This window comes from Streptomyces sp. NPDC005402 (genome assembly GCF_040606575.1).
Lineage (GTDB): Bacteria > Actinomycetota > Actinomycetes > Streptomycetales > Streptomycetaceae > Streptomyces.
The window spans coordinates 227,939-251,721 of the sequence record NZ_JBEXFB010000003.1; the positions used below are offsets into that span (position 1 = coordinate 227,939).

Sequence of the window (23,783 nt, forward strand, 5' to 3'; positions counted from 1 at the left end):
TTCGGAGGAGTGTGGGTGCGGGAACCCCACCCGTCAATAGCCGCTCGCGGGCATCAGCGGTACCGCGGGGCCTCGTCCTCAGCGCCAGACCCGAAAGGCCGTCCGCTCAACACCGGACGCGATGCCCCACCAGGGGCGCGGGGAACTGCGCGACCGGCCACGACAAACCCGCAGCCGCCCCACGACGAACACCCCCGAGTCGTCGGGCGCCCGGCCCCGAAAGCAACGGCACCGCATCCACGCCACCAGGCCGTCACCCCCCGCGGCAGCCGCACTGCCGCACACCAGGAACGCACTCGCCGCCCCGCACCCGGCCAAGCACCCCTCCCCGGTCAAACCGCCGGAGGCACCCCCGCCACGCCGCACGCCACCGGGCCCGTCAGCCGCGACCCCGCCCCACCGTGATCCGGCACAACTCCTTCAGGACCACACTCACCGCGCCCCGCACACACCCAAGCACCCCTCCCCGGTCAAACCGCCGGAGGCGCGCCCGTGCTGCTGCGCACCACCAGGCTCGTCGCCAGCTCCACCCGGGTCGCCGCCGGGCTCCCGCCCTCCCGGCCCAGGTCGAGCACCAGCTTGGCCGCGGCCTCGGCCATCTCGGTCAGCGGCTGCCGTACGGTCGTCAGCGGCGGCCCCACCCAGGGCGCCACCGGCAGGTCGTCGAACCCGACGACGCTCAGGTCCTCCGGGATGCGCAGCCCCAGCTCGCGGGCCGCCTCGTACAGGCCGAGCGCCTGGAGGTCGTTGCCGGCGAAGACCGCGGTGGGCCGGTCCGGGCGGCGCAGCAGGTCCAGGCCCTGGCGGTAGCCGGTCTCGTGATGGAAGTCGCCGGCCATGATCAGCTCGGGGTCGACGGGCAGGCCCGCGGTCTCCAGGGCGGCCCGGTAGCCGTCGACACGGGCGCGGCTGCACATCATGCGGGAGGGTCCGGTGATCGCGCCGATCCTGCGGTGCCCGAGCTCGACGAGGTGCCGGGTCGCGGCGAGCCCGCCCTGCCAGTTGGTGGCGCCGATGGAGGGCACGTCGGCACCCGGATCACCGGCCGGGTCCATCACGACGAACGGGATCAACCTGCTGCCCAGCAGCGCGCGCTGGGACTCGTCGAGCCCGGACAGCACGAGGACCACCCCGTAGGGGCGCCGGGCGGCGACCTGGTCGGCCCAGGTGCGCCCGGGTGTGAGCCGCCCCGCGCTCTCGCTCAGCACGACACTGAGCCCGGCGTCGCGGGCCACGTTCTCCACGCCCCGGATGACCTCCATCGCCCACGCGCTCTCCAACTCGTGGAAGACCAGGTCGATCAGGGGAGAACGGCTCGCCTCGGCACGCCGGCGCCGGTAGCCGTGCGCCCGCAGCAGGTCCTCGACGCGGGCACGGGTCGCGGGCGCGACATCGGCCCGGCCGTTGAGGACCTTCGAAACTGTCGGCGCCGAGACGCCGGCCTCCCGGGCGATCTCGGCCAGCGTGGCCGTCTGCGGCGACCGTCCTGCCGTCGGGGAAGTCGTCCGGGTTTCAGCGGGCTCGGGGGGTGTCATGGCCGCGATCGTATCCCTGCGCGACCTCTTGACGAACCCTTCTGGCGGCCCTAGGTTCCCAAAACATTCGGATCGCATATCGAAACATTCGCGAAGGTCGTCGTCGACCCGACAGTCGAGCCCGACAGGAGTTACATGACCACCGCGCCCTGGCGTGACCCCGCCCTGACCGCCTCCGCCCGCGTCGACGACCTCCTCTCCCGGATGACCCTGGAGGAGAAGACCGCCCAGCTCTACGGCGTGTGGGTGGGCGCCAGCACGGACGGCGACGGAGTCGCTCCGCTCCAGCGCGAGATGACCGCCGACTACGACTGGGACGAGCTGATCACCCGGGGACTGGGCCAGCTCACCCGCCCCTTCGGCACCGCCCCCGTGGACCCGGCGCTGGGCGCGCAGGCGCTGGCCCGCGCCCAGCGCCGTATCGCCGGGGCCGGCCGCTTCGGCATCCCGGCGCTGGCCCACGAGGAGTGCCTGGCCGGCTTCACCACCTGGCAGGCCACCGCTTATCCGGTCCCGCTCGCCTGGGGCGCGAGCTGGGACGCCGAACTGGTCGAGGAGATGGCCGGCGCCATCGGCCGCGACCTGCGCGCGGTCGGCGTCCACCAGGGTCTGGCCCCCGTCCTGGACGTCGTCCGCGACCCGCGCTGGGGACGGGTCGAGGAGACGATCGGCGAGGACCCGTACCTGGTGGGCACGATCGGCGCGGCATACGTCCGGGGCCTGGAGGCGGCCGGAATCGTCGCCACGCTCAAGCACTTCGCCGGATACGCCTCCTCGGCCGGCGCCCGCAACCTCGCGCCCGTGCGCGCGGGCGTGCGGGAGTTCGCGGACATCACCCTGCCGCCCTTCGAGTTCGCCCTGCGCGAGGGCGGGGCCCGCTCGGTGATGGCCGCGTACACCGACACCGACGGCGTCCCGGCCTCCGCCGACCCCGGCCTGCTGACCGAACTGCTGCGCGAGGACTGGGGGTTCACCGGCACGGTGGTCGCGGACTACTTCGGCGTCGGCTTCCTGCAGAGCCAGCACCGGATCGCCGGCACCGAGGCGGGGGCGGCCCACGCGGCGCTCGCGGCGGGCCTGGACGTCGAACTGCCGACGGTGAAGTGCTACGGCAAACCGCTCATCGAGGCGGTCCGCGCGGGCGAGGTCCCCGAGTCGCTGATCGACCGGGCGGCCCGCCGGGTCCTGCTCCAGAAGTGCGAGCTGGGCCTCCTCGACGAGGACTGGAACCCGGAGCCCACCGAGCGGATCGCCCTCGACTCGACGGCGAACCGCGCCCTGGCCCGCCGTCTCGCCGAGAAGTCGGTGGTCCTCCTCGACAATCCGGACGGCCTGCTCCCGCTGGCCCCGGACACCCGGATCGCGGTCGTCGGCCCCCGTGCCGCCGACGCCCTCGCCATGCTGGGCTGCTACTCCTTCCCCTCACACGTCCTCACCCACCACCCCGAGGTGCCGATGGGCATCGAGATCCCGACGGTTCTCGAGGCGCTGCGCACCGAACTCCCCGACGCCAAGATCACCTTCGCCGAGGGCTGCGGGGTCGACGACCCGGACACCGGCGGCTTCGAGGAGGCGGTGGCCCGCACCGCCGAGGCGGACGTCTGCGTGGCGGTGCTCGGCGACCGGGCGGGCCTGTTCGGCCGGGGCACGTCGGGCGAGGGCTGCGATGTCACGGACCTGCGACTGCCGGGAGTACAGGGCGAGTTGCTGGACTCGCTGGTCGCGACCGGCGTCCCGGTCGTGCTGGTCCTGCTCACCGGCCGCCCCTACGCGCTCGGCCGCTGGGACGGCCGACTCGGCGCGGTCGTCCAGGCCTTCTTCCCGGGCGAGGAGGGCGGCCCGGCGGTCGCCGGGGTCCTCTCGGGCCGGGTCAACCCCTCGGGCCGCCTCCCGGTGAGTGTGCCGCGGGTGCCCGGCGGCCAGCCGTGGACCTACCTCCAGCCGCCGCTCGGCCTCGCGGGCGGGGCCAGCAACCTGGACCCGACCCCGCTGTACGCCTTCGGACACGGGCGGTCGTACACGACGTTCGCCTGGGAGTCCGATTCCGCCGGGGCGGAGATCGGCACGGACGGCTCGTACGACCTGCCGGTCACGGTCCGCAACACGGGCGAGCACGCGGGCGCGGAGGTCGTGCAGTTGTACCTGCACGACCCGGTGGCCTCGGTGACCCGCCCGGACGTCCGCCTGATCGGATACCAGCGGCTCGAGCTGGAACCGGGCGAGACGGTCCGGGTCACCTTCCGCTTCCATGCGGACCTGTCGGCCTTCACCGACCGCTCGGGTGCGAGGGTGGTCGAACCGGGCGCCCTGGAACTACGGCTGGGGGCATCCAGCGCGGATGTACGGCACACCGCGCGGCTGAACCTCACCGGACCGGTGAGGACGCTCGGAGCGGACCGCCGACTGCGGTGCGAGACGGAGGTGACGGGGCCGTCCGGCGGGGCGGGCCCTGCCGGACGAGGAGCCCACTAGAAAAAGAGGATCCGGAACCGGCCGCCGCGGATGATGTAGCGGGCGTAGAAGCCGCTCGCCGTGGCGACCAGCGAGAACAGCAGGAAGCTGCCGAAGTCGCCGTCCGCCAGCCGCGCGAACGCGGCGATCACCCCGCCCACCGCGATCAGGCACCAGAAGCCGCCGAAGATCGCACGGGAGGCTGTCTCCCGCGCGCCGAGCCCGGCGCGCGGCGGCAGCGGCGCCAGGTTCGCCAGGGGCGACGGTGGTGCCGCCGGCATCGGCGGTACCCCCGGTGCCGGCGGCACCCTCGGCACCGGTGGCGCACCCGACGGCACGGGCGGTGCCGGTGTGGTCCGGGGCTGGTAGCCCAGCGTCCGGAACAGGTCCGGCCGGGGCCGGATCGCCGTACGGTGTCCGCAGCCCCGGCAACTCAGGCCGAGCTCCAGCTGGTTGAACTGCCGGCAGCCGGAGCGCAGGCAGGTGGGCTGCCCGGGGCGGGCGTCGGTGGGGCCGTACACGGTGTCGTCGGTCATGGCGGTGCCCTCACTCCCCGTCGTCGCCGGTGCCGGCGGCCCCGGACTCCGTCGCGCCGAAGGCGGCGGCGAGCAGATAGATCACCGCGCCCACCGGGATGATGAAGACACCGACCGGGAAGACGTACGTGCCGGTGGTCTGCTTGGCCACATAGATGCCGTAGACCAGCAGGAACGCGCCGCCGATCACCGACCAGGCTCTGTCCTTCACGGTGACGTTGGGCAGCAGCAGCCCGCACACCAGCAGAATGATCCCCGAGATCACGGAGAAGACTTCGTGGGCACCCCAATGCATGACCGATCCCCCCATTGTCAGAACTGACCCTTGTACTGCTCGATCACCGAGCCCAGTGACTCGGTCGGATGGAAGCTGCACTCGTAGCGGATGGCGGGCAGCGCGAGGGGGCTGCCGAAGCCGCCGAGCCCCTTGGACGTGGCGATGTCGACCAGGGCCTGCGACTCGGTCCCCTGGTCCGTCTTCAGGAACTCCTGGCAGGTCGAGGAGGCGGAGAGTCCGTCGCCGCCGTCGCCCAGGACGGCCGGAACCGCTTTGAACACGATGAGGATCAGCGCCAGGACGGCGAGCGCGATCACCACATAGCGTCCGACCGGACTGTGGTGGGTGACGTCCCCCTCGTAGGTGTCGCCGTCGCGGTGCTGGGTGACGTCGCCCTCGTAGAGCGAACCGCCGCCGCCGACCACCCGGTTGTGGTCGCCGTAGGTGTCACGGCGGTCGCCGATCTGCGCGTCACCGTCCCGGCCGATGCTGATCGACCTCACGCTCGTGCCGCCCGGCCGCTCGGACTTCGCTCCGCGCACCGCGTCGGCCAGGGCACGCCGGAAGTCCTCGTCCTCCTCGACGGCCTGTCTGAGCAGGTACTCGATGAGGGAGTTGTTGCGCGGGTCGCGGGTGAAGTCCTGCCACTCCCGCTCGTTGCCCCTGCTCCGCAGACGCTGCGCGACCAGATCGCCCAGCAGCCGGGTCGCCACCCCCTGTACGACCTCACCGGCGCCCAAGGTCGCCGACGCGATGTGCTGCGCCAGGATGCGGACAGCGTCGACCGCCACGTCACTCACCTGCATGGATCCCCCAGCCCTTCCCCCGATGGTGTGCGCCGGCCGTCGGACATGTCGGTCCGTCATGGGACGGAACGGCCAGAGGGCGCATACCGAAGGAGAGGAATGTAGCGGTCCGAAAGATGTGAAAGACAGGTGAAGTTATTGAGTTTTACACAAGCGAGACATGTAACGGAACACATAGGCATGGGTCATATGCCATGCATGTCATGGGATTTCGGGCGAAATCAGTCGGAGCCCATCGACTCGAACCGCCACCGGTGCACCGTCCGGGTCACCAACTCACCTTCAGGATCCGGGAGTTCAGGCAGCTCGGCGTCCAACTCCGCGTCCCACCACGTGATGACGAGGACACGGTCCTGCGGGGCGTAGAAGGTCTCACGGCGCAGGGGGCGCGCGGGCAGCGCCTGCGCCCGCGCCCAGGCCAGCAGTTCGCGCCCCCGCCCCTCGACCGCCCGCGCCTCCCACATCAACGCGACCGTCACGAGTACAGGTTCTCCTTGCTGACCTCGTGGACGTGGTCGTGGCCCGGCACGTGCGGGTCGGTCACCGGCAGGGAGGAGTCGGCGGAGAGGTCCCAGCTGGACGCGGGCCGGTTCCGCGCGACCATCTCCGCGCCCAACGCCGCGACCATCGCGCCGTTGTCGGTGCACAACTTGGGCCGGGGCACCCGGAGTCGGATACCGGCGGCCTCGCAGCGCTCCTGGGCCAGGGCCCGCAACCGGGAGTTGGCGGCCACGCCGCCGCCGATCATGAGGTGGTCGACGCCCTCGTCCTTGCAGGCCCGCACGGCCTTGCGGGTCAGGACGTCCACCACCGCCTCCTGGAAGGAGGCCGCCACGTCACGCACCGGCACCTCCTCCCCCGCGGCCCGCTTGGCCTCGATCCAGCGGGCGACCGCCGTCTTCAGGCCGGAGAAGGAGAAGTCGTACGCCGGGTCGCGCGGCCCGGTCAGTCCGCGCGGGAACGCGATCGCCGACGGGTCGCCCTCGCGCGCGTACCGGTCGATGACCGGACCGCCCGGGAAGCCGAGGTTCAGCACGCGGGCGATCTTGTCGAAGGCCTCGCCGGCCGCGTCGTCGATGGTCGCGCCCATGGGGCGGACGTCGGAGGTGATGTCCGAGGACAGCAGCAGGGACGAGTGGCCGCCGGACACCAGCAGCGCCATCGTCGGCTCGGGCAGCGCCCCGTGCTCCAGCTGGTCGACGCAGATGTGGGAGGCGAGGTGGTTGACGCCGTAGAGGGGCTTGCCGAGCGCGTAGGCGTACGCCTTCGCGGCGGAGACCCCGACGAGGAGCGCGCCGGCGAGTCCGGGACCGGCGGTGACGGCGACGCCGTCGAGGTCCCTGGCGCTCACCCCCGCTTCCTTCAGGGCGCGCTCGATGGTGGGGACCATGGCCTCCAGGTGCGCCCTGCTGGCCACCTCCGGCACCACGCCGCCGAACCGGGCGTGCTCGTCGACGCTGGACGCGATGGCGTCGGCCAGCAGGGTGGTGCCCCGGACGATGCCGACGCCGGTCTCGTCACAGGAGGTCTCGATGCCCAGGACAAGCGGTTCGTCAGCCATTGATCTCGGTTCCTCGGTCGGATGTCGGTCCTGCGGCGGAGCCGCTGTCGGATGCCGTGGTCAGTCGCATGACCAGGGCGTCCACGTTGCCCGGCTGGTAGTAGCCGCGCCGGAAGCCGATGGCCTCGAAGCCGAAGCGCTCGTAGAGCTTCTGGGCGCGGATGTTGTCGATCCGGCACTCCAGCATCACTTCGGCGCACTCGAAGGCGGTCGCGGCCCGCAGCAGCTCGGTCAGCAACGTCGCCCCGAGTCCGGTGCCCCAGTGGTCGCGGGCGACGGCGATCGTCTGCACGTCGGCGAGCTCACCGGCGGAGGCGAGCCCGGCGTACCCCACGATCCGCTCGCCCGCCTCGGCCACCACGTACCGCCGGGTGGCCTCGGGCCCCCGGGAGTGCGCGAGTTCGGACCAGAACATGCCCCGGGACCAGGCGTCCTCCGGGAAGAGGTCCTTCTCCAGCTCCAGGACGGGGTCGATGTCCCACCAACGCATCTCACGCAGGACGGGGTTCACGGGTGTGGTCACTTGGGGGTGACCACCTTGTAGTTCTTGGGCACCTGCGCGTCGGGCCGCCGCAGATACAGCGGCCGCGGGGCGGGCAGTTCCTCCCCGGCCTCGATCCGCTCGGCGGCGAGCGCGGCGAGCGCCGCGGCCGGGACGTGCTCGGGCTCGCGGGCGTCGGGGAAGGTGTCGGGGTAGAGCAGCGCCCCGGCGCCCACGGCGGGCAGCCCCTCGACCTGCTCGGCGATGTCGGCGGGCCGGTCGACCGCGGGATCGCCGACGCGGGTGCGGGAGTCGGAGTAGGTGGCCCAGTAGACCTCCTTGCGCCGCGCGTCGGTCGCCACGACGAAGGGGCCCTCGTCGAGGTCGGCCGCGTAGGCGAGTCCGTCCAGGGTGCACATCCCGTGCACGGGGACGCTGAGCGCGAGCCCGAAGGTGTCGGCGGTCATGAGCCCGACGCGCAGCCCGGTGTAGGGCCCGGGTCCGATTCCCACGACGATCCCGGTGACCGCGTCCAGCTTCACCCCCGCGTCCGCGAGCACCCGGTCGACGGCCGGCAACAACAGCTCCCCGTGCCGACGGGCGTCCACCTGACTGAACGAGGCGACGACGTCCCGCCCGTCATGGAGGGCGACGGTCACGGCGGGGGTGGCGGTATCCAGAGCGAGCAAGAGCACGCAAACAGCCTACGGCTCCGGGAGGACCTGAGTGGCCGCAGGCCGATACAGACGCTCGGAGGTGTACCGGTGCTCGCAGAGCCGGGGCGCTCTACGTATCGCTCTACGTGTCGCGGTACGTGTCGCGGTACGTCTCCGCCGCTCGGGCGCGACCAGCCACGACGGCACGGCACCCGCTCGACGACCTGCTACGGTCGCCACAAATCAGGACCAAGTACTCGAGAGGTGACCGGTGGCAACCAGCAACGCGGCTTTCGTGACCGCCCTCACCACAGCTGCCGTCGCGACGGTCGGCTTCCTCGCCTACCAGGCCTCCGCGACGGTCCCCACCAGGGCACACACCAGCGGCACCCCCGCGGCGGCCACCTCCAAGGCCCCCCGCGACGAGCGGAACCCCGCCGCCCTGCCGCCGGGCTCCGGTGCCGGCGAACGCGTCGTGTACTCCCTGGACGACAACCGCGTCTGGCTGGTCAACGCCGACGACAAGGTCTCTCGCACCTTCGAGGTCGTCCCGGGCACCATCGACCCGGCCCCCGGCGTCTACGTGGTCACCTCCCGCTCGAACTCCGTGACCGGCACCGACGGCACGCCCATCGAGCACGTGGTCCGCTTCACCAGCATCGACGGCGTGGCGATCGGCTTCAGCGCGGCCGTGCGGGATCCGGGAACTCCCGCCACCACCGTGCCGACGGGCGGCATCCGGGAGTCCCGCGAGGACGGCGACGCGATGTGGGCCTTCGCGACGATCGGCGCGAAGGTCGCGGTGATCCACTGAGCCGCTCAGGCCGCTTCACTGAGCCGCTCAGGATCCCTTCGCTGAGCCGCTCAGGCCGCTTTCACGCGCTCGGCGGCAGCGGCCCGCGCCGTGCCCGGATCGGGCATACGCGGCGGCGTGGAGACGGCCTCCGCCGCCGCGCAGGACGCCAGCAGGTCACGCATGGACACACCGCCGACGAGCGCGTACGGCTGCGGCTGGGGCCGGTTCTCGGTGGCCGACATGGACGCCTCCTGAAGTTCGGGGGCGGGCGTAGTTAGGTAGACCTAACTACGAGCTGGGTACCATGTGACCACGCACAAGACGTCCAGTGCAATATCTTGCCGACCGTTTGTCGGAACGTTCACAGAAAACGTCCGCGGGAAGGTGCGGTGGGCTCTCAGGCCGTGAGGACACCGAGGTCGGCCGCGGCCCAGCGCTGCCCGACCGGCGTCAGCGTCACGTGCCGCACCTCGTCGGTGGTGTCACCGACCGCCCGGTGGATCTGCACCTGGAGCCGGTCGTCGGTCAGTTCCTCGACCTTGCCCTCGCCCCACTCCACGACGATCACCGAGTCCGGCAGCGACACGTCGAGATCGAGGTCCTCCATCTCGTCGAGCCCGCCGCCCAGGCGGTACGCGTCGACGTGGACCAGCGGCGGCCCGTCCCCCAGGGAGGGATGCACCCGGGCGATCACGAAGGTCGGCGAGGTGACGGCCCCCCGCACCCCGAGCCCCTCACCGAGTCCGCGGGTCAGCGTCGTCTTGCCCGCGCCGAGCTCCCCGCTGAGCATCACGAGGTCCCCGGCGCGCAGCAGCTTGGCGAGCTTCAGGCCCAGCTCGCGCATCTGCTCGGGGGAGGTGACGGTCAGCTCGGTCTCAACCGGGTTGCGCGGTACTGCTTCCATAACCGCCAACGGTAGCCCCTGCGGGCACCGCCCCCGCGCGGGTGAGCAGGTCGGCGAGGCGGTCGGTGACCACTTCCGGGTGTTCCAGCATGACCAGGTGCCCGGCGTCCGGGACCAGGACCAGCTCCGCCTCCGGCAGCAGGGAGGCGATCGCCTCGCTGTGCTCGCTGGGCGTGACCATGTCGCCCACGCCCGCCAGCACGAGCACCGGCTTGTCCACGAAATGGGCCAGGGCGGCGGTCTTGTCGTGGTTGTCGAACGCCGGGTAGTACTCGGCGACCACGTCGATCGGGGTGCCCTCGATCATCCGCTCGGCGAACCGGACGATGGACGGATCGACGTCCCGGGACGCGAAGGAGTACCGCTTGATGATCCCGGCGAACAGGTCGGCGGTGGCCCGCCGCCCCTTCTCCACCAGGTCGGCCCGCTGCCCCAGCGCCTTGAGGACGCCCGGCAGCACCCGCCGTACGGCGTTGACGCCCGCGACGGGCAGCCCGAAGTTGACCTCGCCGAGCCGCCCGGACGACGTCCCGACCAGGGCCACCGCGACCACCCGGTCGCGGATCAGCTCGGGGTACAGGTCGGCCAGTGCCATGACGGTCATCCCGCCCATGGAGTGCCCGACGAGCACGATCGGCCCCTCGGGCACGGCCGCGTCGATGACGGCCTTCAGATCGTGTCCGAGCTGCTCGATGTCGACCGGCACCCCGTCCCGCACCTGCCGCACCCCCCGCCCGGACCGCCCGTGGCTGCGCTGGTCCCAGTGGACGGTCCGTACGACACCCCTGAGCGCCGCGCGCTGGAAGTGCCAGGAGTCCTGGCTGAGGCAGTAGCCATGGCTGAAGACGACGGTGACGGGCGCGGGGGCCTTGCGCCCGAACAGCCGGCGCCGACGAGGCGAGAGCGCGGGCGCGGCTTCCGGGTCGACGTCGTCGACCTCGTAGTACAGCTCGGTGCCGTCGTCGGCCTGCGCCTTGCCGGGGGTGCCGCGCAGGGAGCCGTACGGCCCGGTCGAGTCGAGGGCGAGCCGCGCCCGCTGCCGCATCCCGCGTCCGACGGTGAGCCGTTCCAGGGCCACACCCGCCGCGGCGCCCGCGGCGATCACGCCTATCGCGGCGCCGGCGATCCCGGTCGCCCGGCGCCAGCCGGCGCCCGCCCCCGTCGCGGAGGCGAGGGCCACCGAGGCGGCGGCCTCGACGACAGCCTCCGCACTGCTCTCGCTCACGTACCGCTCCTGTTCGCTGGGTCGGGTGACTGTCGGGTGACGGGTGATACCGGTGTGGCGGGACTCGCTGCTCTCGCGCGCACTGTGCGGTTACCCCGCTTGTTTCTCATTCACGTAGACGCGGGGAACGCGCGTTCCGATGCGGGTCACGATTTCGTACGCGATGGTGCCCGCGGCCTGCGCCCAGTCCTCTGCGGTGGGCTCGCCCCGGTCGCCGGGGCCGAAGAGCACGGCCCGGGTACCGGTGGCGGGCTCGTCGCCGCCGAGGTCCACGACGAACTGGTCCATGGCGATCCGCCCGGCGACCGTGCGCCACTTGCCGTCGACCAGCACCGGGCCGGCTCCGGAGGCGTGGCGCGGGATGCCGTCCGCGTAGCCGACGGGCACCAGGCCGAGGGTGGTGTCGCCGGGGGTGACGTAGTGATGGCCGTAACTGACGCCATGGCCGCCCGGGACGCGCTTGACCAGCGCGACCGACGCCGACAGCGTCATCACCGGGCGCAGTCCGAAGTCGGCGGGGTCGCCGATCTCGGGGCTGGGCGAGATGCCGTAGACCGCGATGCCGGTCCGGACGAGGTCGAAGTGGCTCTCCGGAAGGGTGAGCGTGGCGGGCGAGTTGGCGATGTGCCGCACCTCGGGGCGCACGCCCTGGCCCTCGGCGTACGCCACCATCTCCCGGAAGAGGGTGAGCTGGGCGGTGATGGAGGGATGCCCGGGCTCGTCGGCGCAGGCGAAGTGCGACCAGAGCCCGGTGACGCGCAGGAATCCTTCGGACTGCGCGCGCAGGGCCTCGGCGACCAGCTCGGCCCAGTCCTCGCCGGGCTGGCAGCCGTTGCGTCCGAGGCCGGTGTCGGCCTTGAGCTGCACGCGCGCGGGGACGCCGGCGTCGCGGGCCGCCGCGACGAGTTCCCGCAGCGCCCACATGCCGCTGACGGACACGTCGAGGTCGGCCTCGATCGCCTCCCGCCAGGGGCCGCCGGGCGTCCACAGCCAGCACATGATCCGCCCCGGCAGCCCCGCCTTCCGCAGCGCGAGAGCCTCCTCCGGCGTGGCGGTCCCGAGCCACCGCGCGCCCGCGTCGACCGCGGCGCGGGCGCAGGGCACCGCGCCGTGGCCGTACGCGTCGGACTTGACCACGGCCATGAGGGCGGCGCCCGACGCGCGGGCGCGCAGGGCCCGCACATTGGCCCGCAGCGCGGCCAGGTCGATATCGGCGCGGGCGCGCAGCGGTGCGGTCGGGGCGGTTGCTGTCTCGTTCATGGCGCCCCCAGTGTCTCAGAGGCGACTGACACCGCCGATGAGCACGTCCCCCAAGGACGCACCCACGCGCACGCGTGTCACGCGTGTGTCAGAGGGTCAGACCGTGCCGGGCCAGGTACTTCACCGGGTCGATGTCGGAGCCGTACGGGCGCCGGGCACGCACCTCGAAGTGCAGGTGCGGGCCGGTGGCGCGCCCGGTGGCGCCGCTGCTCCCGAGCCGGGTGCCGGCCTTGACCTTGGCACCGCGCGCGACCGAGATGCGGGAGAGATGGCCGTAGACGACGTACCGGGAATCGCTCATCTTGAGCGTCACGGCCTTTCCGTACGACCCCGACCAGCTGGCCAGGACGACGACGCCGGTGCCCACCGCGTAAACCGGGGTTCCCGTGGGCACGGCAAGATCCACTCCGGTGTGGTATCCGACCAGCCAGTTTCCCCGCACTCCGTACCGCATCGTCACCCTGGCCCGCTTCCGGATGGGGCGACTCCACTTGGCCGTTGCGAGGGAGCGGTCGCTGACCTCGACATCCTCGGCGGCCTCCAGCAGCTCCTCGAATTCCTCGTCGTAGTCGCTGCCGCAGTTACCGCCGGGTTCTTCCTCTAATGGTTCCGGGTGGTCCTCGCGGAAACCGAGAACGGGACTCCCCAGAACGACTGCCGCTCCTCCCAGCCATTCACGCCGGGTGGTGCCGCGTATATTTGGCTCATCCATGCGGCCAGCGAAACATCGCCCTTTCGGCTCCGCATATTCGGCCGACCGGTATTGGTCCCATCAGGTAGTAGTTCGCGGTCAGTCGTCCGTTTGCCGGACCGTGATCGCGCATTCTCTCGCCGCCCGTCCATCATGCGTTCTTGCCGAGCGTCACGCGTCCGTCACGTCCCTCCAGGCCGCCGGCACCGCCTCCGCCACATCGTGCGCCCCCACCGGCGCCCCGCCCGCCGCGAACCGACCGGCAAGGCCGTGCAGGTACGCGCCCACGCTGCCGGCGTCCAGAGCGCTCAGCCCGGACGCGAGCAGGGATCCCGCGAGGCCGGACAGGACGTCCCCGCTGCCGGCGGTGGCCAGCCATGCGGTCCCGGTCGGGTTCACGCGTACGGCGCCGCCGCCCGCGTCGGAGACCAGCGTGGTCGAGCCCTTCAGGAGCACGGTCGCGTCGTAGCGCTCGGCGAGTTCCCGCGCCGAGGCCAGCCGGGCCCCCTCGACCTCCTCGCGCGGCACCCCGAGGAGCGCGGCGGCCTCTCCGGCGTGCGGGGTCATGAGGGTCGGCGCGGTCCGCGCGCGTACGGCGTCCCGGTCGGCGAGCCGCAGCCCGTCGGCGTCGATGAGCACCGGCACGTCCGACGCCAGCACCTCCCCGACGGCTGACGCGTCCTCCCCGGCCCCCGGTCCGACGACCCACGCCTGCACCCGCCCGGCCTGCTTCGGCCCCCGGTCGGAGACGAGGGTCTCGGGGAAGCGGGCGATCACGGCATCCGCGGCGGGCCCGACGTACCGCACGGCCCCGGCGCCGCCCCGCAGCGCCCCGTACACGGCGAGCACGGCGGCTCCCGGATACCGCGCGGACCCGGCGGCGATCCCGACGACGCCTCGCCGGTACTTGTCGCTCTCACCGGTGGGCACGGGCAACAGCCGCCGTACGTCGGCGTGTTGGAGGGCCTCCAGCTCGGCCTCCGCCGGGAGGGCGAGCCCGATGTCGACGAGCCGCACCGACCCGGCGTACTCCCGCGCGGGATCGACCAGCAGCCCCGGCTTGTGCGTCCCGAACGTGACGGTCAGGTCGGCCCGTACGGCCGCCCCGCGCACCTCCCCGGTGTCCGCGTCGACGCCACTCGGCAGATCCACGGCGACGACGGCGGCGCGGGCGCGGTCGGCTACCTCGGCCAGCCGGGCGGCGTCGGGCCGCAGCCCGCCCTTGCCGCCGATGCCGACGATCCCGTCGAGGACGAGGTCGGCGTTCTCGATCAGCCGCTCGGCGCCGTCGACACCCTGGGCCCTCCCCCCGGCCCGCCGCAGCGCGGCCAGCCCTTCGGAGTGGGCGCGCTCGGGCGCGAGCAGCACGGCGGTGACCCCGGCGCCCCGCCGCGCCAGGCGGGCCCCGGCGTACAGGGCGTCACCGCCGTTGTCCCCGCTCCCGACGAGCAGCACGACCCGCCGGCCGTACACCCGCCCCAGCAGGTCCGCGCAGGCGGCAGCCAGTCCGGCCGCCGCCCGCTGCATCAGCGCGCCCTCCGGAAGCCGCGCCATCAACTCCCGCTCGGCGGCCCTGACCGTCTCCACGTTGTACGCAGTACGCATGGGGTCGAGTCTGCCCCCTCAATGCCGATATCTGTCACCAGAGCGGTTGCGTCGGACGGCGGTCCCCAGCATCCAATCCACGACGAGCACGATGATCGCGATGATCACCCAGGTGGGAACGCGTGCGGACCTGTACCCGGTGATGGCATCGGGAGTCTCAGCCCACCACGCCTGTTGCATAAAGCAGCCCCAGGACAGCCAGGACCGCCCCGATCAGACGGAAGGCGAGCGCATTGGACGCTGCGAACCGCCCATTGGCCCGGCCGCCGAGCGTGGTCGCCACGCGCGGGCCCATGAATACGGTGATCAGCCCGAAGAGAGCGATGAGGATTCCCACGACGACGTTCATGCCGGCTCCCCTGATTCAGCGGCGACGTTTGGCGTACATGATGCCGACGAAGATCACCGCTGCGATGAACAGGCCGATAGCCAGGTAAGGAGACCACGAGGGGCCGTCGGGCCGGTCGTTGGCGAGGCTGATGAGCGCAGACATACGCAGTCTCCTTGTGGTGTGTCAGCAGAATGCATCAGCTTCCCCCCAGAGGAAGTCAGAACCCGTGACTCCAACGGTCACCGGGGACGCACAAGTTGTCACAGGGATCACACAAGTTGGCCCGCCGTGCCCCTGAAGGTCCTTTGCATGCGGGGCGGAATCAGCCCCACCTCTTTGGTGCGGAATACCGGACGAAAGCACCTCGTCGGCCCGCACCGCGGCGAGGAACGATCAGTTCCGGCCCGCGACGGGGCAACGCGGTTGTCCGAAAGCGCATTCTCGGCCAGGTCAGGCCAGAGATTGAGGTGTCACGCGTTCACTTTCGGCCAAAGTCAGCCCCGTTCCGCACCGGATATGTAAGCGCTCACCTGGCACCATCACGTACTTGTGGGCATATGCCCGGACCCGAGGTCGTCTCAGACGTCACGGCCGCCCCGTCCCACCCCTGTGCGGAACGCTTCACAAACCTCACACTGAGGGCGTTTCGGCGAGCGCAGCCGCATCCGCATCCCCGGTCGCGGCCGTCGCCCATCCCGTGGAGGACGTTCCCGCGATGATCGAACCGGACAGACCCGACGGGCCCCTCGCCCTGGCCGTCCGTTGGGCCGGGCGTCTGCTGTGCTGGAGCCTGGCCGCCGCCATGGCCGCGGCCGCCGTCGACATCGCCGTCTCGCCGCACACCGGCTGGTGGCACACCTTCTGGCCGCTGCCCTGGTACCTCACCTGCGCGTCAGCCGCCGCCTGGGCCGCGCTGCGCGCTCGGGAGAAGTCGACCGGCGGCGGTCGCCGCGACCCCCTGAGCGAACAGGACGTCCACACGGACTGGGACCAGGCCGCCTGAGAGCCGACGCGGGGCGGCGTCGGCGGCGTCGGTGGTCACCCCTCCGCGATCACCACGGCCGACGCGACCCCCGCGTCATGGCTGAGCGACACATGCCACGACCGCACCCCGAGCGCCGCCGCCCGCGCGGCGACGGTCCCGGTGACCCGCAGCCGGGGCTGCCCGCTGTCCTCGACGTACACCTCGGCATCGGTCCAGTGCAGCCCGGCCGGAGCCCCGAGCGCCTTGGCCAGGGCCTCCTTCGCGGCGAACCGGGCGGCGAGCGAGGCGACGCCCCGCCGCTCCCCGCTGGGCAGCGTCAACTCGCTGTCCAGGAACAGCCGCCGGGCCATCCCCGGCGTACGCTCCAGCGACGCCGCGAACCGCTCGATCTCGGCGACGTCGATTCCGACCCCGATGATGCTCATCCGGGCACTTTACGATCCTCCCGGCACCGTCACGGTCAGCTCTGACCGGGCGTCATCACCGGAGCAGTCGTCTCCACGGGGTCGCCGGGGTGCCAGGCACCCGACGTCCACTCCGGCGTGGGGGTCGGTCGGGGCGGTGCGGGGGGAGGAGTCGGGCCGCGGTTGGGGTTCTGAGGGATGGTGCCGGACCTGCCGCCCGAGCCGCCCGAGCCGCCCGAGCCGCCCGCAGTCGTACCGGAATTACCGGAACCACCGGTACGGGTCGATCCCCCTGACCCACCCACCTGGGACGAGGAAGTCTGCGCCCGGCGCGTCGGCGTGGACGTCGGGGTCCTCGAAGGCGTGGGGGACGCGGAGGGGGATTCACTCGGGGAGGGGTACGACGAGGGCTTGGCCTTGAGGGCATCCGCAGTCGGGGACGCCGAGCTCGCCGGCGAACGCTCCGCACCCTCCGAGTCGGCCGAGCATCCGCCCACGCACAGGACGGTCAGGACCGTGGCCAGCCCGAAGGCGGCGGCGACACCAAGTGGACGTGCCGGACGCACGGGAGCCCCCCATGTGCATGAACCAAGAGCGAAGTGAGTTTTGAGCCGTCTTTACGCAGTCCACAAGAGCCTCACATGCTTTCCCCAGGCCAAAGTGACCATGATCGCGCCAGATGCACAGTCGAGGGGACCCGCTCACCGTGGAGCTTGAGATGACCGGCACAGCCACCCGCTACCTCTATCTCGTCCGGCACGGCGAAGCGCTGCCGGACGAGAGCGGGCTGACCGGGGCGGGCCGTCAGCAGGCCACCCTGCTCGGTCGGCGCCTCCGGGACATCCCTTTCACGGCTGTTCACCATGGCCCCCTGCCGCGGGCGACACAGACCGCCCGCCTGATCCACGACCATCTCAAGGACGTCCCCCTGCACGTCTCGGAGGTCGCGGGCGACTACGTGCCTTACATCCCCCGGCAGGACGAACTCCCGCCCGAGTCGGCGGACCACTACCTCCGCTTCCTCGCCGACACCACCGCAGAGGAACGGGAGCAGGGCGCCGTGCTGGCCCGCCGGGCACTCGACCTGTTCACCGGCCCGGTGGACGGCGGGGAGGACCGGCACGAGCTGGTCGTGACCCACAACTTCCTCGTCGCCTGGCTCGTCCGGGACGCCCTGTACGCCCCGAAGTGGCGCTGGCTCGGCCTCAACCACGCCAACGCGGCGCTCACGGTCATCCGTTACGCACCCGGTCGAGCGGCCTCCGTCCTCGTCTCCAACGACATGCGGCACCTGCCCACCGAACTGCGCTGGACAGGCTTCCCTCCCGAGGTGCACGTCTGAACGCCCCCATCAGGCCGCGGCGAGCTCGCACCACACGTACTTCCCCCGGTTGCCGTGCCTGGCCAACGGCTGCCACCCCCACAGGTCGGCGCACGCCTTCACCAACGCCAGCCCCCTCCCCTCCTCCGCCTCCCCCAGCATGTCCAACTCCCCCGGCGGCTCTGGCGGTTCGGGGTTCGCGTCCCACGCCCCGATCCGCAGCACTCCCGCCGACCAACGCACCCGCAGGGCGGCGGGTCCCTTGGTGTGCCGTACGGCATTGGAGACCAGCTCGGCCGCCAGGAGCTCCGCGGTGTCGGTCAGGCGGATCAGGCCGTGCAGGGTGAGGATCAGACGGAGGGTGCGACGGGCGACGGTGACGGCTCTGACGTCGTTCGGGATGTACAGCGTGTACTCCCAGGGGTCGTTTTCGGGCATGCGAAGAACTCCGTTCAGATGAGGGTTGGTTGCGGTGGCGGTGTCGCATCCGTGATGGCATGACGGAGCGGTGCTCTTCCGCAGAGTGACGGCTACGTCACCGACGGTAGGGCTAACATGTGGACCGTAGCAAGCGGATCACGTGAGCCGCCCCCGAACGAGGAGCAACCCATGGTCCTGAGGCGCGAACCCACCGCACGCCAGGTGCGGCTGGGGACCGAACTGCGCAGACTCCGCGAGGCGGCAGGACTCACCGCTATCGAGGCCGCCGCACTGCTCGGGGCGAACCGCGCCCAGATGAGCCACATCGAATCCGGGCTCGCAGGCGTGAGCGAGGATCGTCTACGTCGCCTCGCGAGCCACTACGCCTGTACGGACAAGGAGTTCATCGAAGCGTTGGTCGCGATGGCCACCGACCGGACCCGTGGCTGGTGGGAGGAGTATCGGGGCCTGTTGCCCACGTCTTTCCTGGACTTGTCCGAGCTGGAGCACCATGCCCGGTTCCAGCACCACGTTGCCGTCCTGTACGTGCCGGGGCTGCTGCAGACGGAGGACTACGCCCGTGCCGTCTTCTCGGACAGGCTGCCCGAACTCACACATGACGAGATGGAGGTGCGCATTCAGCACCGGAAGGCACGCCAGCAGATCACCATCCCGTACAAAGCGGTGATCCATGAGGCCGCGCTTCGGATCAGAGTCAGCGACCGTACCGCGTCGAAGGCCCAACTCGCCCGGCTCCTCGAGCTGTCCGAGGCGGACCACATCACCTTGCGTGCCATCCCCTTCGACCTGGACGGCTTCGCCAGAGCCTCAAGCACCATGACGTACGTGGGCGGCACTCTGCCCAAGCTGGACACGGTGGTCCGGGACACACCCCATGGCTCAATCTTCATCGACGCCGAGGCCCAGCTCGGCAGTTATCGAACGCGCTTCCATATGGTGGAGGCCGTATCACTCGAACCGGACCAGACTCGTGACTTCATCCACGGGCTGGCGAAGGAGCTGTGAGGGACCCCATGGACAACTGGCGGAAGTCGTCCCACTCCGGCGGCGGCGACGGTAACGAATGTGTCGAGATAGCCAACTCCCCCACCCACGTATCCATCCGCGACTCCAAGACCCCCACCACCGCCACCCTCACCTTCCCGCCCGCCCCCTTCACCGCCTTCCTCGACGCCCTCAAGAGCGCCCCCATAATTAACCCCGCGTAACCCACCGCGTAGCGGACAGGCCGTTCGGCGCCGCGCCCAGCGGCTGGGGGCAAGCGGACCCTCGGCGACTCCGAGGACCAACTCGCCGCTTGTTGAACTCGCTTCCGTAAAACGCAAGGCGCGTCGCTCGAACCCGAACCATCGCCTGAGTTCATCCAGCAGCTGACGAAAGAGCTGTGAGACCCCCATGCAGAACTGGCGGAAGTCGACCTACTCAGGTCCGGACGACGGCAACAACTGCGTCGAGATCGCAACCCACCCCACCCACATATCCATCCGCGACTCCAAAACCCCCACCACCGCCACCCTCACCTTCCCGCCCGCCCCCTTCACCGCCTTCCTCGACGCCCTCAAGAGCGGTAACCCCGTGTAACACCGGTGCCGGCCCGGGCGGTACGGCGGCCGACTACTCCACCGTGACCGACTTCGCCAGGTTCCTCGGCTGGTCCACCTCGTTGCCCCGGGCGGTCGCGAGCTCGCACGCGAACACCTGCAACGGCACGGTCGCCACCAGCGGCTGGAGCAGCGTCGGCGTGGCCGGAATCCGGATCAGGTGGTCGGCGTACGGCGCCACGGCCTCGTCGCCCTCCTCCGCGATGACGATCGTCCGCGCTCCCCGGGCCCGGATCTCCTGGATGTTGGACACGATCTTGTCGTGGATCACCGAGCGCCCCCGGGGCGACGGCACGACGACCACGACCGGCAGGTCCTCCTCGATGAGCGCGATGGGCCCGTGCTTCAACTCCCCCGCCGCAAAGCCCTCGGCGTGCATGTAGGCGAGTTCCTTGAGCTTCAGGGCGCCCTCCAGCGCGACCGGATAGCCGACATGCCGCCCGAGGAACAGCACGGTGTCCTTGTTGGCCAGCGACCGCGCCAGCGCCCGCACCGGCTCCATCGTCTCCAGTACCCGCTCGACCTCACCGGAGATGTGCGACAGGTCCCGGATGACGGCGGAGATCTCGTCGCCCCACTTTGTCCCGCGCACCTGACCCAAGTACAACGCCACCAGGTAACACGCCACGAGCTGCGTGAGGAACGCCTTCGTCGACGCCACGGCGACCTCGGGCCCCGCGTGCGTGTACAGCACCGCGTCGGACTCCCGGGGGATCGTCGACCCGTTGGTGTTGCAGATCGCGAGCACCTTGGAACCCTGCTCGCGGGCGTGCCGCAGCGCCATGAGCGTGTCCATGGTCTCCCCGGACTGGGAGATGGCGATCACGAGCGAGCGCGGTCCGAGGATCGGGTCCCGGTACCGGAACTCGCTCGCCAGCTCCACCTCGCAGGGGATACGGGTCCAGTGCTCGATGGCGTACTTGGCGATCATCCCCGCGTGGAAGGCCGTACCGCAGGCCACGATGACGACCTTGTCGACCTCCCGCAGCTCGGCGTCGGAGATCCGGACCTCGTCCAGCGTGAGGGAACCGGCCGCGTCGATACGGCCGAGCAGGGTGTCGGCGACCGCCTTCGGCTGCTCGGCGATCTCCTTGAGCATGAAGTAGTCGTAGCCGCCCTTCTCGGCGGCGGAGGCGTCCCAGTCGATGTGGAAGGAGCGGACGTCGGCGGGGCGGCCGTCGAAGCCGGTGACGGTCACCCCGTCCCTGCGCAGCTCCACGACCTGGTCCTGGCCGAGCTCGATCGCGGAGCGGGTGTGCGCGATGAAGGCCGCCACGTCCGACGCCAGAAACGCCTCCCCGTCCCCCACTCCCACCACCAGCGGCGAGTTCCGACGGGCGCCCACGACGACGTCCGGCTCGTCCGCGTGGACGGCCACCAACGTGAACGCCCCCTCCAGCCGCCGGCACACCAGCCGCATCGCCTCCGCGAGATCGGCGGTCACGGAGAACTCCTCGGCGAGCAGATGTGCCACCACCTCCGTGTCCGTCTCGGAGGCCAGCTCATGCCCCCGCTCCTCCAGCTCGGCCCGCAGCGCGGCGAAGTTCTCGATGATGCCGTTGTGGACGACCGACACCCGGCCCGCGTTGTCCAGATGGGGGTGCGCGTTGGCGTCCGTCGGCCCACCGTGCGTGGCCCACCGCGTGTGCCCGATGCCGGTCAGCCCCGCCGGCAACGGCCGGTCCACCAGCTCCTTCTCCAGATTGACCAGCTTCCCGGCCTTCTTGGCCGCCGCCAGGCCTCCGTCCGCCAGCACGGCGACCCCTGCCGAGTCGTACCCCCGGTACTCCAGCCGCTTGAGTCCGGCCATCACGACATCGAGCGCCGACTGCGACCCCACGTATCCCACGATTCCGCACATGCGCGGCAGCCTAGGGGCCGAAGCGTGCTGGATCACGGCACTTCGTGCCCGAATTCGGATATCGCGGCACCGCCGAGAACGAGCCAACCCGTTCCGTCACTCCCCCCTCGCTGTCACCGGCTCATCACAGAAGAACCACAGGATTTCCTTGCCTCAGGGATCTCGCGCCCTCTGATGACAGCGCCGGACCTGGGGCAGCTTCGCGCCAGGCAGCGGAAAGCCCTTGCCCGTACTCCCGACCACCTGCCTAAAGTGGCCCCGCTTGACCGGATCATGACCAATCCGGGAGGGCGTGCACGTCAGTCAGCGACCGGGGGAACGGTGTCGCTACGGGGGAGGGACCTTCTGTGCCGCAGTACCTGCAATCCGCGCGTCCCACGCCCGCCTGCTGGTACATCGATCACCTACTCGGTGCCCTACCACCCCGACTTCGCGGACGCGGCGCGGGAACTGCTCGACCAGTACGTCCGGCGAGCCGGCGGACGACACCTGGCTGGTCTCGCGACGAACAAGCAGCGAAGCGAGGAGCAAGCAGCACATGACTGAACCCGAATTCGACCTGCCTCCCAAGGCCCCTCCGGAAGTCGTCGCCGAGCGCGAGGCGCTGGCTCACGAGGTGTGCCGGGAACTGACCCGGACTGGGCTCCCGGTGCACCGGGGCGACCTCGACGGCGGCGCGGAGAAGAGACCTGGGGCACGTGTGCATGTCGCGCCTTTCACCGAAGGTGGGGTGTATGTGAACTGGACGACGGACGCGGAGCTGAGGGACACGGCCCTCGATCTCTTCGCTCGAGGAATCGACTACGCCGACCCGCCTCCGGTCCTCCGCCACTACAACAGCGTGCTCCGACACATGCGGGCCGCCCTGTCCGAGATCTTGGCCTCGGCAGGATTCGACGTCGGAGAACCGGACAGACACGGGCACGGGAGCATGATCGAGGTAAGGGGCGTTCGGCCCTGATCACCCGCTGGTCAGGCCCTGCCGAATCCGATGTCAACCGGCTTCGGCGGGGCCTGCCCCATTCGTAGGAGCGATGTGAGTTACAGCCTGTACCTCTGCCGTTTCGCCGACGGACAGCCCGTCCCCATGGACGAGACCGCGATACGCGACGTCCTCGGCCCCGTCACCGTAGGCGGAATGCCGCCCACCGGTGTCCCGGGCTCCTGGGACCTCGAAGCCGAGGACGGGGGCGGATCGGAGGTCTACGGCGACGCCCTCGGCCTCACTTTCAACCGCTTCTCTGCTGGGCGGATCCTGGACCGCGTCGCCGAGCTCGCCCGCCGCACCGGTGCCGCCGTCCTGCCGCTCGGGTGCCCGGCCCTCCTCACGAGCCAGGCCGCCCGGAGACACCTCCCGGAGAGCCTCCGCGCGGAGGTGATCGTCGTAGCGCCCGAGGCCCTGACCGGACACACGATCCAGCTCCTGATCTCCCCGCAGCCGGAGCCCCGCCGACGCCCGACCCTCCCCCACTTCCCCTACCACCCCAGCCCCGTCGCCACCGGCTCCGTCTCCCCCTCCGACGCCCCCTGCGCATGCTGCGGGCAGGAACGCGGATGGGTGTACACCGGCCCCGTCTACGCCGCCGACGCCCCGGACAGCGGCATCTGCCCGTACTGCATCGCCTTCGGCAAGGCCGCCGAGCGTTACGACGCCACCTTCATCGACGGTATCGAGGGTGACGTACCCCAGAACGTCGCGGAAACCCTCCTGAGGCGCACCCCCGGATTCCTCGCCTGGCAGACCCCGAACTGGCTGACCCACTGCGGCGACGGCGCCGAATTCCTCGGTCCCGCCGGAGCGAAGGAGCTCGAGAAGTACCCGGACGCCGTCGACCACCTCCGCCAACGGTGGCCGGACGACCGGTTCGAGGACTTCCTCGCCTCCCTAGACAAGGACGACCAGCCCACCGCGTACCTCTTCCGCTGCCGGGTCTGCGCGACCCACCTCGCCTACGCGGACTTCACCTGACCACGCCAGAACAGGCACCCCACAGCCCGACGTGACCCACCCCACCCCCCACCCCGTTCAAACTCCGTTAACAATGGACTGTGATC

At 71.2% G+C, this 23,783-nt stretch carries 28 protein-coding genes; 9 read left to right on the top strand and 19 right to left on the bottom strand.

What is annotated here, in order from left to right; genetic code table 11:
• Positions 1 to 470: 470 nt before the first annotated feature.
• Positions 471 to 1,535 carry a LacI family DNA-binding transcriptional regulator gene (locus tag ABZT02_RS06850; RefSeq protein WP_356014986.1) on the bottom strand — a complete coding sequence of 355 codons (1,065 nt, stop codon included), beginning with the start codon at positions 1,533 to 1,535 and terminating at the stop codon, positions 471 to 473.
• Between the two features lie 135 nt (positions 1,536 to 1,670).
• Here ABZT02_RS06850 and ABZT02_RS06855 point away from each other — a divergent pair, with 135 nt between their 5' ends.
• Positions 1,671 to 4,007, top strand: a complete 2,337-nt coding sequence (locus ABZT02_RS06855) for a glycoside hydrolase family 3 N-terminal domain-containing protein (RefSeq protein ID WP_356014988.1) — start codon at positions 1,671 to 1,673, stop codon at positions 4,005 to 4,007.
• On the opposite strand, the gene ABZT02_RS06860 is transcribed toward ABZT02_RS06855, so the two are convergent.
• From ABZT02_RS06860 to tsaB, 7 genes are all read right to left on the bottom strand, one after another.
• Positions 4,004 to 4,522, bottom strand: coding sequence for a hypothetical protein (locus tag ABZT02_RS06860; protein WP_356014991.1), 519 nt, complete (start codon positions 4,520 to 4,522; stop codon positions 4,004 to 4,006). The two genes, ABZT02_RS06855 and ABZT02_RS06860, sit on opposite strands and share 4 nt — an antisense overlap.
• 10 nt (positions 4,523 to 4,532) lie before the next feature.
• Positions 4,533 to 4,817 carry a hypothetical protein gene (locus ABZT02_RS06865; RefSeq protein WP_356014993.1) on the bottom strand — a complete coding sequence of 95 codons (285 nt, stop codon included), beginning with the start codon at positions 4,815 to 4,817 and terminating at the stop codon, positions 4,533 to 4,535.
• A 17-nt stretch (positions 4,818 to 4,834) separates the two neighbouring features.
• The gene (locus ABZT02_RS06870; protein ID WP_356014995.1) at positions 4,835 to 5,590 is read right to left on the bottom strand and encodes a hypothetical protein; all 756 of its coding nucleotides are present in this window, start codon (positions 5,588 to 5,590) and stop codon (positions 4,835 to 4,837) included.
• Between the two features lie 236 nt (positions 5,591 to 5,826).
• Positions 5,827 to 6,084: a hypothetical protein gene (locus ABZT02_RS06875; protein ID WP_356014997.1), complete on the bottom strand. Its 258-nt coding sequence runs from the start codon at positions 6,082 to 6,084 to the stop codon at positions 5,827 to 5,829.
• Positions 6,081 to 7,166, bottom strand: coding sequence for a tRNA (adenosine(37)-N6)-threonylcarbamoyltransferase complex transferase subunit TsaD (gene tsaD, locus ABZT02_RS06880; RefSeq protein ID WP_356014999.1), 1,086 nt, complete (start codon positions 7,164 to 7,166; stop codon positions 6,081 to 6,083). Before tsaD ends, ABZT02_RS06875 begins: the two co-directional genes overlap by 4 nt.
• On the bottom strand, positions 7,159 to 7,689 hold the full coding sequence (rimI, locus tag ABZT02_RS06885) for a ribosomal protein S18-alanine N-acetyltransferase (RefSeq protein WP_356015002.1): 531 nt from the start codon (positions 7,687 to 7,689) through the stop codon (positions 7,159 to 7,161). The genes tsaD and rimI overlap by 8 nt, the downstream gene beginning before the upstream one ends.
• Positions 7,686 to 8,342: a tRNA (adenosine(37)-N6)-threonylcarbamoyltransferase complex dimerization subunit type 1 TsaB gene (gene tsaB, locus ABZT02_RS06890; protein WP_356015004.1), complete on the bottom strand. Its 657-nt coding sequence runs from the start codon at positions 8,340 to 8,342 to the stop codon at positions 7,686 to 7,688. The genes rimI and tsaB overlap by 4 nt, the downstream gene beginning before the upstream one ends.
• A gap of 232 nt (positions 8,343 to 8,574) precedes the next feature.
• Here tsaB and ABZT02_RS06895 point away from each other — a divergent pair, with 232 nt between their 5' ends.
• A complete protein-coding gene (locus ABZT02_RS06895; protein WP_356015005.1) occupies positions 8,575 to 9,117 on the top strand; it encodes a hypothetical protein in 543 nt (180 codons plus the stop codon).
• 50 nt (positions 9,118 to 9,167) lie between these two features.
• Here the strand turns inward: ABZT02_RS06895 and ABZT02_RS06900 are convergent, their stop codons facing one another.
• The 8 genes from ABZT02_RS06900 to ABZT02_RS06935 form a co-directional block, all read right to left on the bottom strand.
• The gene (locus ABZT02_RS06900) at positions 9,168 to 9,341 is read right to left on the bottom strand and encodes a hypothetical protein (protein ID WP_356015007.1); all 174 of its coding nucleotides are present in this window, start codon (positions 9,339 to 9,341) and stop codon (positions 9,168 to 9,170) included.
• Positions 9,342 to 9,496: 155 nt separating this feature from the next.
• Positions 9,497 to 10,003 (bottom strand): tRNA (adenosine(37)-N6)-threonylcarbamoyltransferase complex ATPase subunit type 1 TsaE, encoded by a 507-nt coding sequence (gene tsaE / locus ABZT02_RS06905; RefSeq protein WP_356015009.1) that lies wholly within the window; start codon positions 10,001 to 10,003, stop codon positions 9,497 to 9,499.
• The gene (locus ABZT02_RS06910) at positions 9,975 to 11,228 is read right to left on the bottom strand and encodes an alpha/beta hydrolase (protein WP_356015012.1); all 1,254 of its coding nucleotides are present in this window, start codon (positions 11,226 to 11,228) and stop codon (positions 9,975 to 9,977) included. The genes tsaE and ABZT02_RS06910 overlap by 29 nt, the downstream gene beginning before the upstream one ends.
• A gap of 90 nt (positions 11,229 to 11,318) precedes the next feature.
• Positions 11,319 to 12,488: an alanine racemase gene (gene alr, locus ABZT02_RS06915; RefSeq protein ID WP_356015014.1), complete on the bottom strand. Its 1,170-nt coding sequence runs from the start codon at positions 12,486 to 12,488 to the stop codon at positions 11,319 to 11,321.
• Between the two features lie 88 nt (positions 12,489 to 12,576).
• The gene (locus ABZT02_RS06920) at positions 12,577 to 13,200 is read right to left on the bottom strand and encodes a M23 family metallopeptidase (RefSeq protein WP_356015016.1); all 624 of its coding nucleotides are present in this window, start codon (positions 13,198 to 13,200) and stop codon (positions 12,577 to 12,579) included.
• Between the two features lie 150 nt (positions 13,201 to 13,350).
• Complete coding sequence (locus ABZT02_RS06925) at positions 13,351 to 14,784, bottom strand: NAD(P)H-hydrate dehydratase (RefSeq protein WP_356015018.1); 1,434 nt, start codon at positions 14,782 to 14,784, stop codon at positions 13,351 to 13,353.
• Between the two features lie 157 nt (positions 14,785 to 14,941).
• On the bottom strand, positions 14,942 to 15,133 hold the full coding sequence (locus ABZT02_RS06930) for a hypothetical protein (protein WP_356015020.1): 192 nt from the start codon (positions 15,131 to 15,133) through the stop codon (positions 14,942 to 14,944).
• A gap of 15 nt (positions 15,134 to 15,148) precedes the next feature.
• Positions 15,149 to 15,277 carry a hypothetical protein gene (locus ABZT02_RS06935; protein ID WP_356015022.1) on the bottom strand — a complete coding sequence of 43 codons (129 nt, stop codon included), beginning with the start codon at positions 15,275 to 15,277 and terminating at the stop codon, positions 15,149 to 15,151.
• Between the two features lie 553 nt (positions 15,278 to 15,830).
• Here ABZT02_RS06935 and ABZT02_RS06940 point away from each other — a divergent pair.
• The gene (locus ABZT02_RS06940; RefSeq protein WP_356015024.1) at positions 15,831 to 16,118 is read left to right on the top strand and encodes a hypothetical protein; all 288 of its coding nucleotides are present in this window, start codon (positions 15,831 to 15,833) and stop codon (positions 16,116 to 16,118) included.
• 35 nt (positions 16,119 to 16,153) lie between these two features.
• On the opposite strand, the gene ABZT02_RS06945 is transcribed toward ABZT02_RS06940, so the two are convergent.
• Positions 16,154 to 16,525, bottom strand: a complete 372-nt coding sequence (locus ABZT02_RS06945) for a holo-ACP synthase (RefSeq protein ID WP_053846761.1) — start codon at positions 16,523 to 16,525, stop codon at positions 16,154 to 16,156.
• 697 nt (positions 16,526 to 17,222) lie between these two features.
• Here ABZT02_RS06945 and ABZT02_RS06950 point away from each other — a divergent pair.
• Positions 17,223 to 17,846, top strand: coding sequence for a histidine phosphatase family protein (locus ABZT02_RS06950; RefSeq protein ID WP_356015027.1), 624 nt, complete (start codon positions 17,223 to 17,225; stop codon positions 17,844 to 17,846).
• Positions 17,847 to 17,855: 9 nt separating this feature from the next.
• On the opposite strand, the gene ABZT02_RS06955 is transcribed toward ABZT02_RS06950, so the two are convergent.
• The gene (locus tag ABZT02_RS06955; protein WP_356015029.1) at positions 17,856 to 18,263 is read right to left on the bottom strand and encodes an ATP-binding protein; all 408 of its coding nucleotides are present in this window, start codon (positions 18,261 to 18,263) and stop codon (positions 17,856 to 17,858) included.
• A gap of 171 nt (positions 18,264 to 18,434) precedes the next feature.
• Here ABZT02_RS06955 and ABZT02_RS06960 point away from each other — a divergent pair, with 171 nt between their 5' ends.
• The 3 genes from ABZT02_RS06960 (at position 18,435) to ABZT02_RS06970 (ending at position 19,847) form a co-directional block, all read left to right on the top strand.
• Complete coding sequence (locus ABZT02_RS06960; protein WP_356015031.1) at positions 18,435 to 19,271, top strand: helix-turn-helix transcriptional regulator; 837 nt, start codon at positions 18,435 to 18,437, stop codon at positions 19,269 to 19,271.
• 8 nt (positions 19,272 to 19,279) lie between these two features.
• Positions 19,280 to 19,474: a DUF397 domain-containing protein gene (locus ABZT02_RS06965; RefSeq protein ID WP_356015033.1), complete on the top strand. Its 195-nt coding sequence runs from the start codon at positions 19,280 to 19,282 to the stop codon at positions 19,472 to 19,474.
• Between the two features lie 187 nt (positions 19,475 to 19,661).
• Positions 19,662 to 19,847, top strand: a complete 186-nt coding sequence (locus ABZT02_RS06970) for a DUF397 domain-containing protein (RefSeq protein WP_356015035.1) — start codon at positions 19,662 to 19,664, stop codon at positions 19,845 to 19,847.
• A 33-nt stretch (positions 19,848 to 19,880) separates the two neighbouring features.
• Here ABZT02_RS06970 and glmS read toward each other — a convergent pair whose 3' ends face one another.
• On the bottom strand, positions 19,881 to 21,728 hold the full coding sequence (gene glmS, locus ABZT02_RS06975) for a glutamine--fructose-6-phosphate transaminase (isomerizing) (protein ID WP_356015038.1): 1,848 nt from the start codon (positions 21,726 to 21,728) through the stop codon (positions 19,881 to 19,883).
• Positions 21,729 to 22,266: 538 nt separating this feature from the next.
• On the opposite strand from glmS, the gene ABZT02_RS06980 reads away from it, so the two are divergent.
• A complete protein-coding gene (locus tag ABZT02_RS06980; protein ID WP_356015040.1) occupies positions 22,267 to 22,689 on the top strand; it encodes a hypothetical protein in 423 nt (140 codons plus the stop codon).
• 75 nt (positions 22,690 to 22,764) lie between these two features.
• Positions 22,765 to 23,697 (top strand): CbrC family protein, encoded by a 933-nt coding sequence (locus tag ABZT02_RS06985; RefSeq protein ID WP_356015042.1) that lies wholly within the window; start codon positions 22,765 to 22,767, stop codon positions 23,695 to 23,697.
• Positions 23,698 to 23,783 lie beyond the last annotated feature (86 nt).

What these genes read in the sequence shown, in the direction of transcription:
- ABZT02_RS06850 (WP_356014986.1), bottom strand. Translation starts at nt 1,535, where the DNA reads ATGACACCCCCCGAGCCCGCTGAAACCCGGACGACTTCCCCGACGGCA.
- ABZT02_RS06855 (WP_356014988.1), top strand. Translation starts at nt 1,671, where the DNA reads ATGACCACCGCGCCCTGGCGTGACCCCGCCCTGACCGCCTCCGCCCGC.
- ABZT02_RS06860 (WP_356014991.1), bottom strand. Translation starts at nt 4,522, where the DNA reads ATGACCGACGACACCGTGTACGGCCCCACCGACGCCCGCCCCGGGCAG.
- ABZT02_RS06865 (WP_356014993.1), bottom strand. Translation starts at nt 4,817, where the DNA reads ATGCATTGGGGTGCCCACGAAGTCTTCTCCGTGATCTCGGGGATCATT.
- tsaD (WP_356014999.1), bottom strand. Translation starts at nt 7,166, where the DNA reads ATGGCTGACGAACCGCTTGTCCTGGGCATCGAGACCTCCTGTGACGAG.
- ABZT02_RS06900 (WP_356015007.1), bottom strand. Translation starts at nt 9,341, where the DNA reads ATGTCGGCCACCGAGAACCGGCCCCAGCCGCAGCCGTACGCGCTCGTC.
- tsaE (WP_356015009.1), bottom strand. Translation starts at nt 10,003, where the DNA reads ATGGAAGCAGTACCGCGCAACCCGGTTGAGACCGAGCTGACCGTCACC.
- alr (WP_356015014.1), bottom strand. Translation starts at nt 12,488, where the DNA reads ATGAACGAGACAGCAACCGCCCCGACCGCACCGCTGCGCGCCCGCGCC.
- ABZT02_RS06920 (WP_356015016.1), bottom strand. Translation starts at nt 13,200, where the DNA reads ATGGATGAGCCAAATATACGCGGCACCACCCGGCGTGAATGGCTGGGA.
- ABZT02_RS06925 (WP_356015018.1), bottom strand. Translation starts at nt 14,784, where the DNA reads ATGCGTACTGCGTACAACGTGGAGACGGTCAGGGCCGCCGAGCGGGAG.
- ABZT02_RS06930 (WP_356015020.1), bottom strand. Translation starts at nt 15,133, where the DNA reads ATGAACGTCGTCGTGGGAATCCTCATCGCTCTCTTCGGGCTGATCACC.
- ABZT02_RS06935 (WP_356015022.1), bottom strand. Translation starts at nt 15,277, where the DNA reads ATGTCTGCGCTCATCAGCCTCGCCAACGACCGGCCCGACGGCCCCTCG.
- ABZT02_RS06940 (WP_356015024.1), top strand. Translation starts at nt 15,831, where the DNA reads ATGATCGAACCGGACAGACCCGACGGGCCCCTCGCCCTGGCCGTCCGT.
- ABZT02_RS06945 (WP_053846761.1), bottom strand. Translation starts at nt 16,525, where the DNA reads ATGAGCATCATCGGGGTCGGAATCGACGTCGCCGAGATCGAGCGGTTC.
- ABZT02_RS06950 (WP_356015027.1), top strand. Translation starts at nt 17,223, where the DNA reads ATGACCGGCACAGCCACCCGCTACCTCTATCTCGTCCGGCACGGCGAA.
- ABZT02_RS06955 (WP_356015029.1), bottom strand. Translation starts at nt 18,263, where the DNA reads ATGCCCGAAAACGACCCCTGGGAGTACACGCTGTACATCCCGAACGAC.
- ABZT02_RS06960 (WP_356015031.1), top strand. Translation starts at nt 18,435, where the DNA reads ATGGTCCTGAGGCGCGAACCCACCGCACGCCAGGTGCGGCTGGGGACC.
- ABZT02_RS06965 (WP_356015033.1), top strand. Translation starts at nt 19,280, where the DNA reads ATGGACAACTGGCGGAAGTCGTCCCACTCCGGCGGCGGCGACGGTAAC.
- ABZT02_RS06970 (WP_356015035.1), top strand. Translation starts at nt 19,662, where the DNA reads ATGCAGAACTGGCGGAAGTCGACCTACTCAGGTCCGGACGACGGCAAC.
- glmS (WP_356015038.1), bottom strand. Translation starts at nt 21,728, where the DNA reads ATGTGCGGAATCGTGGGATACGTGGGGTCGCAGTCGGCGCTCGATGTC.
- ABZT02_RS06980 (WP_356015040.1), top strand. Translation starts at nt 22,267, where the DNA reads ATGACTGAACCCGAATTCGACCTGCCTCCCAAGGCCCCTCCGGAAGTC.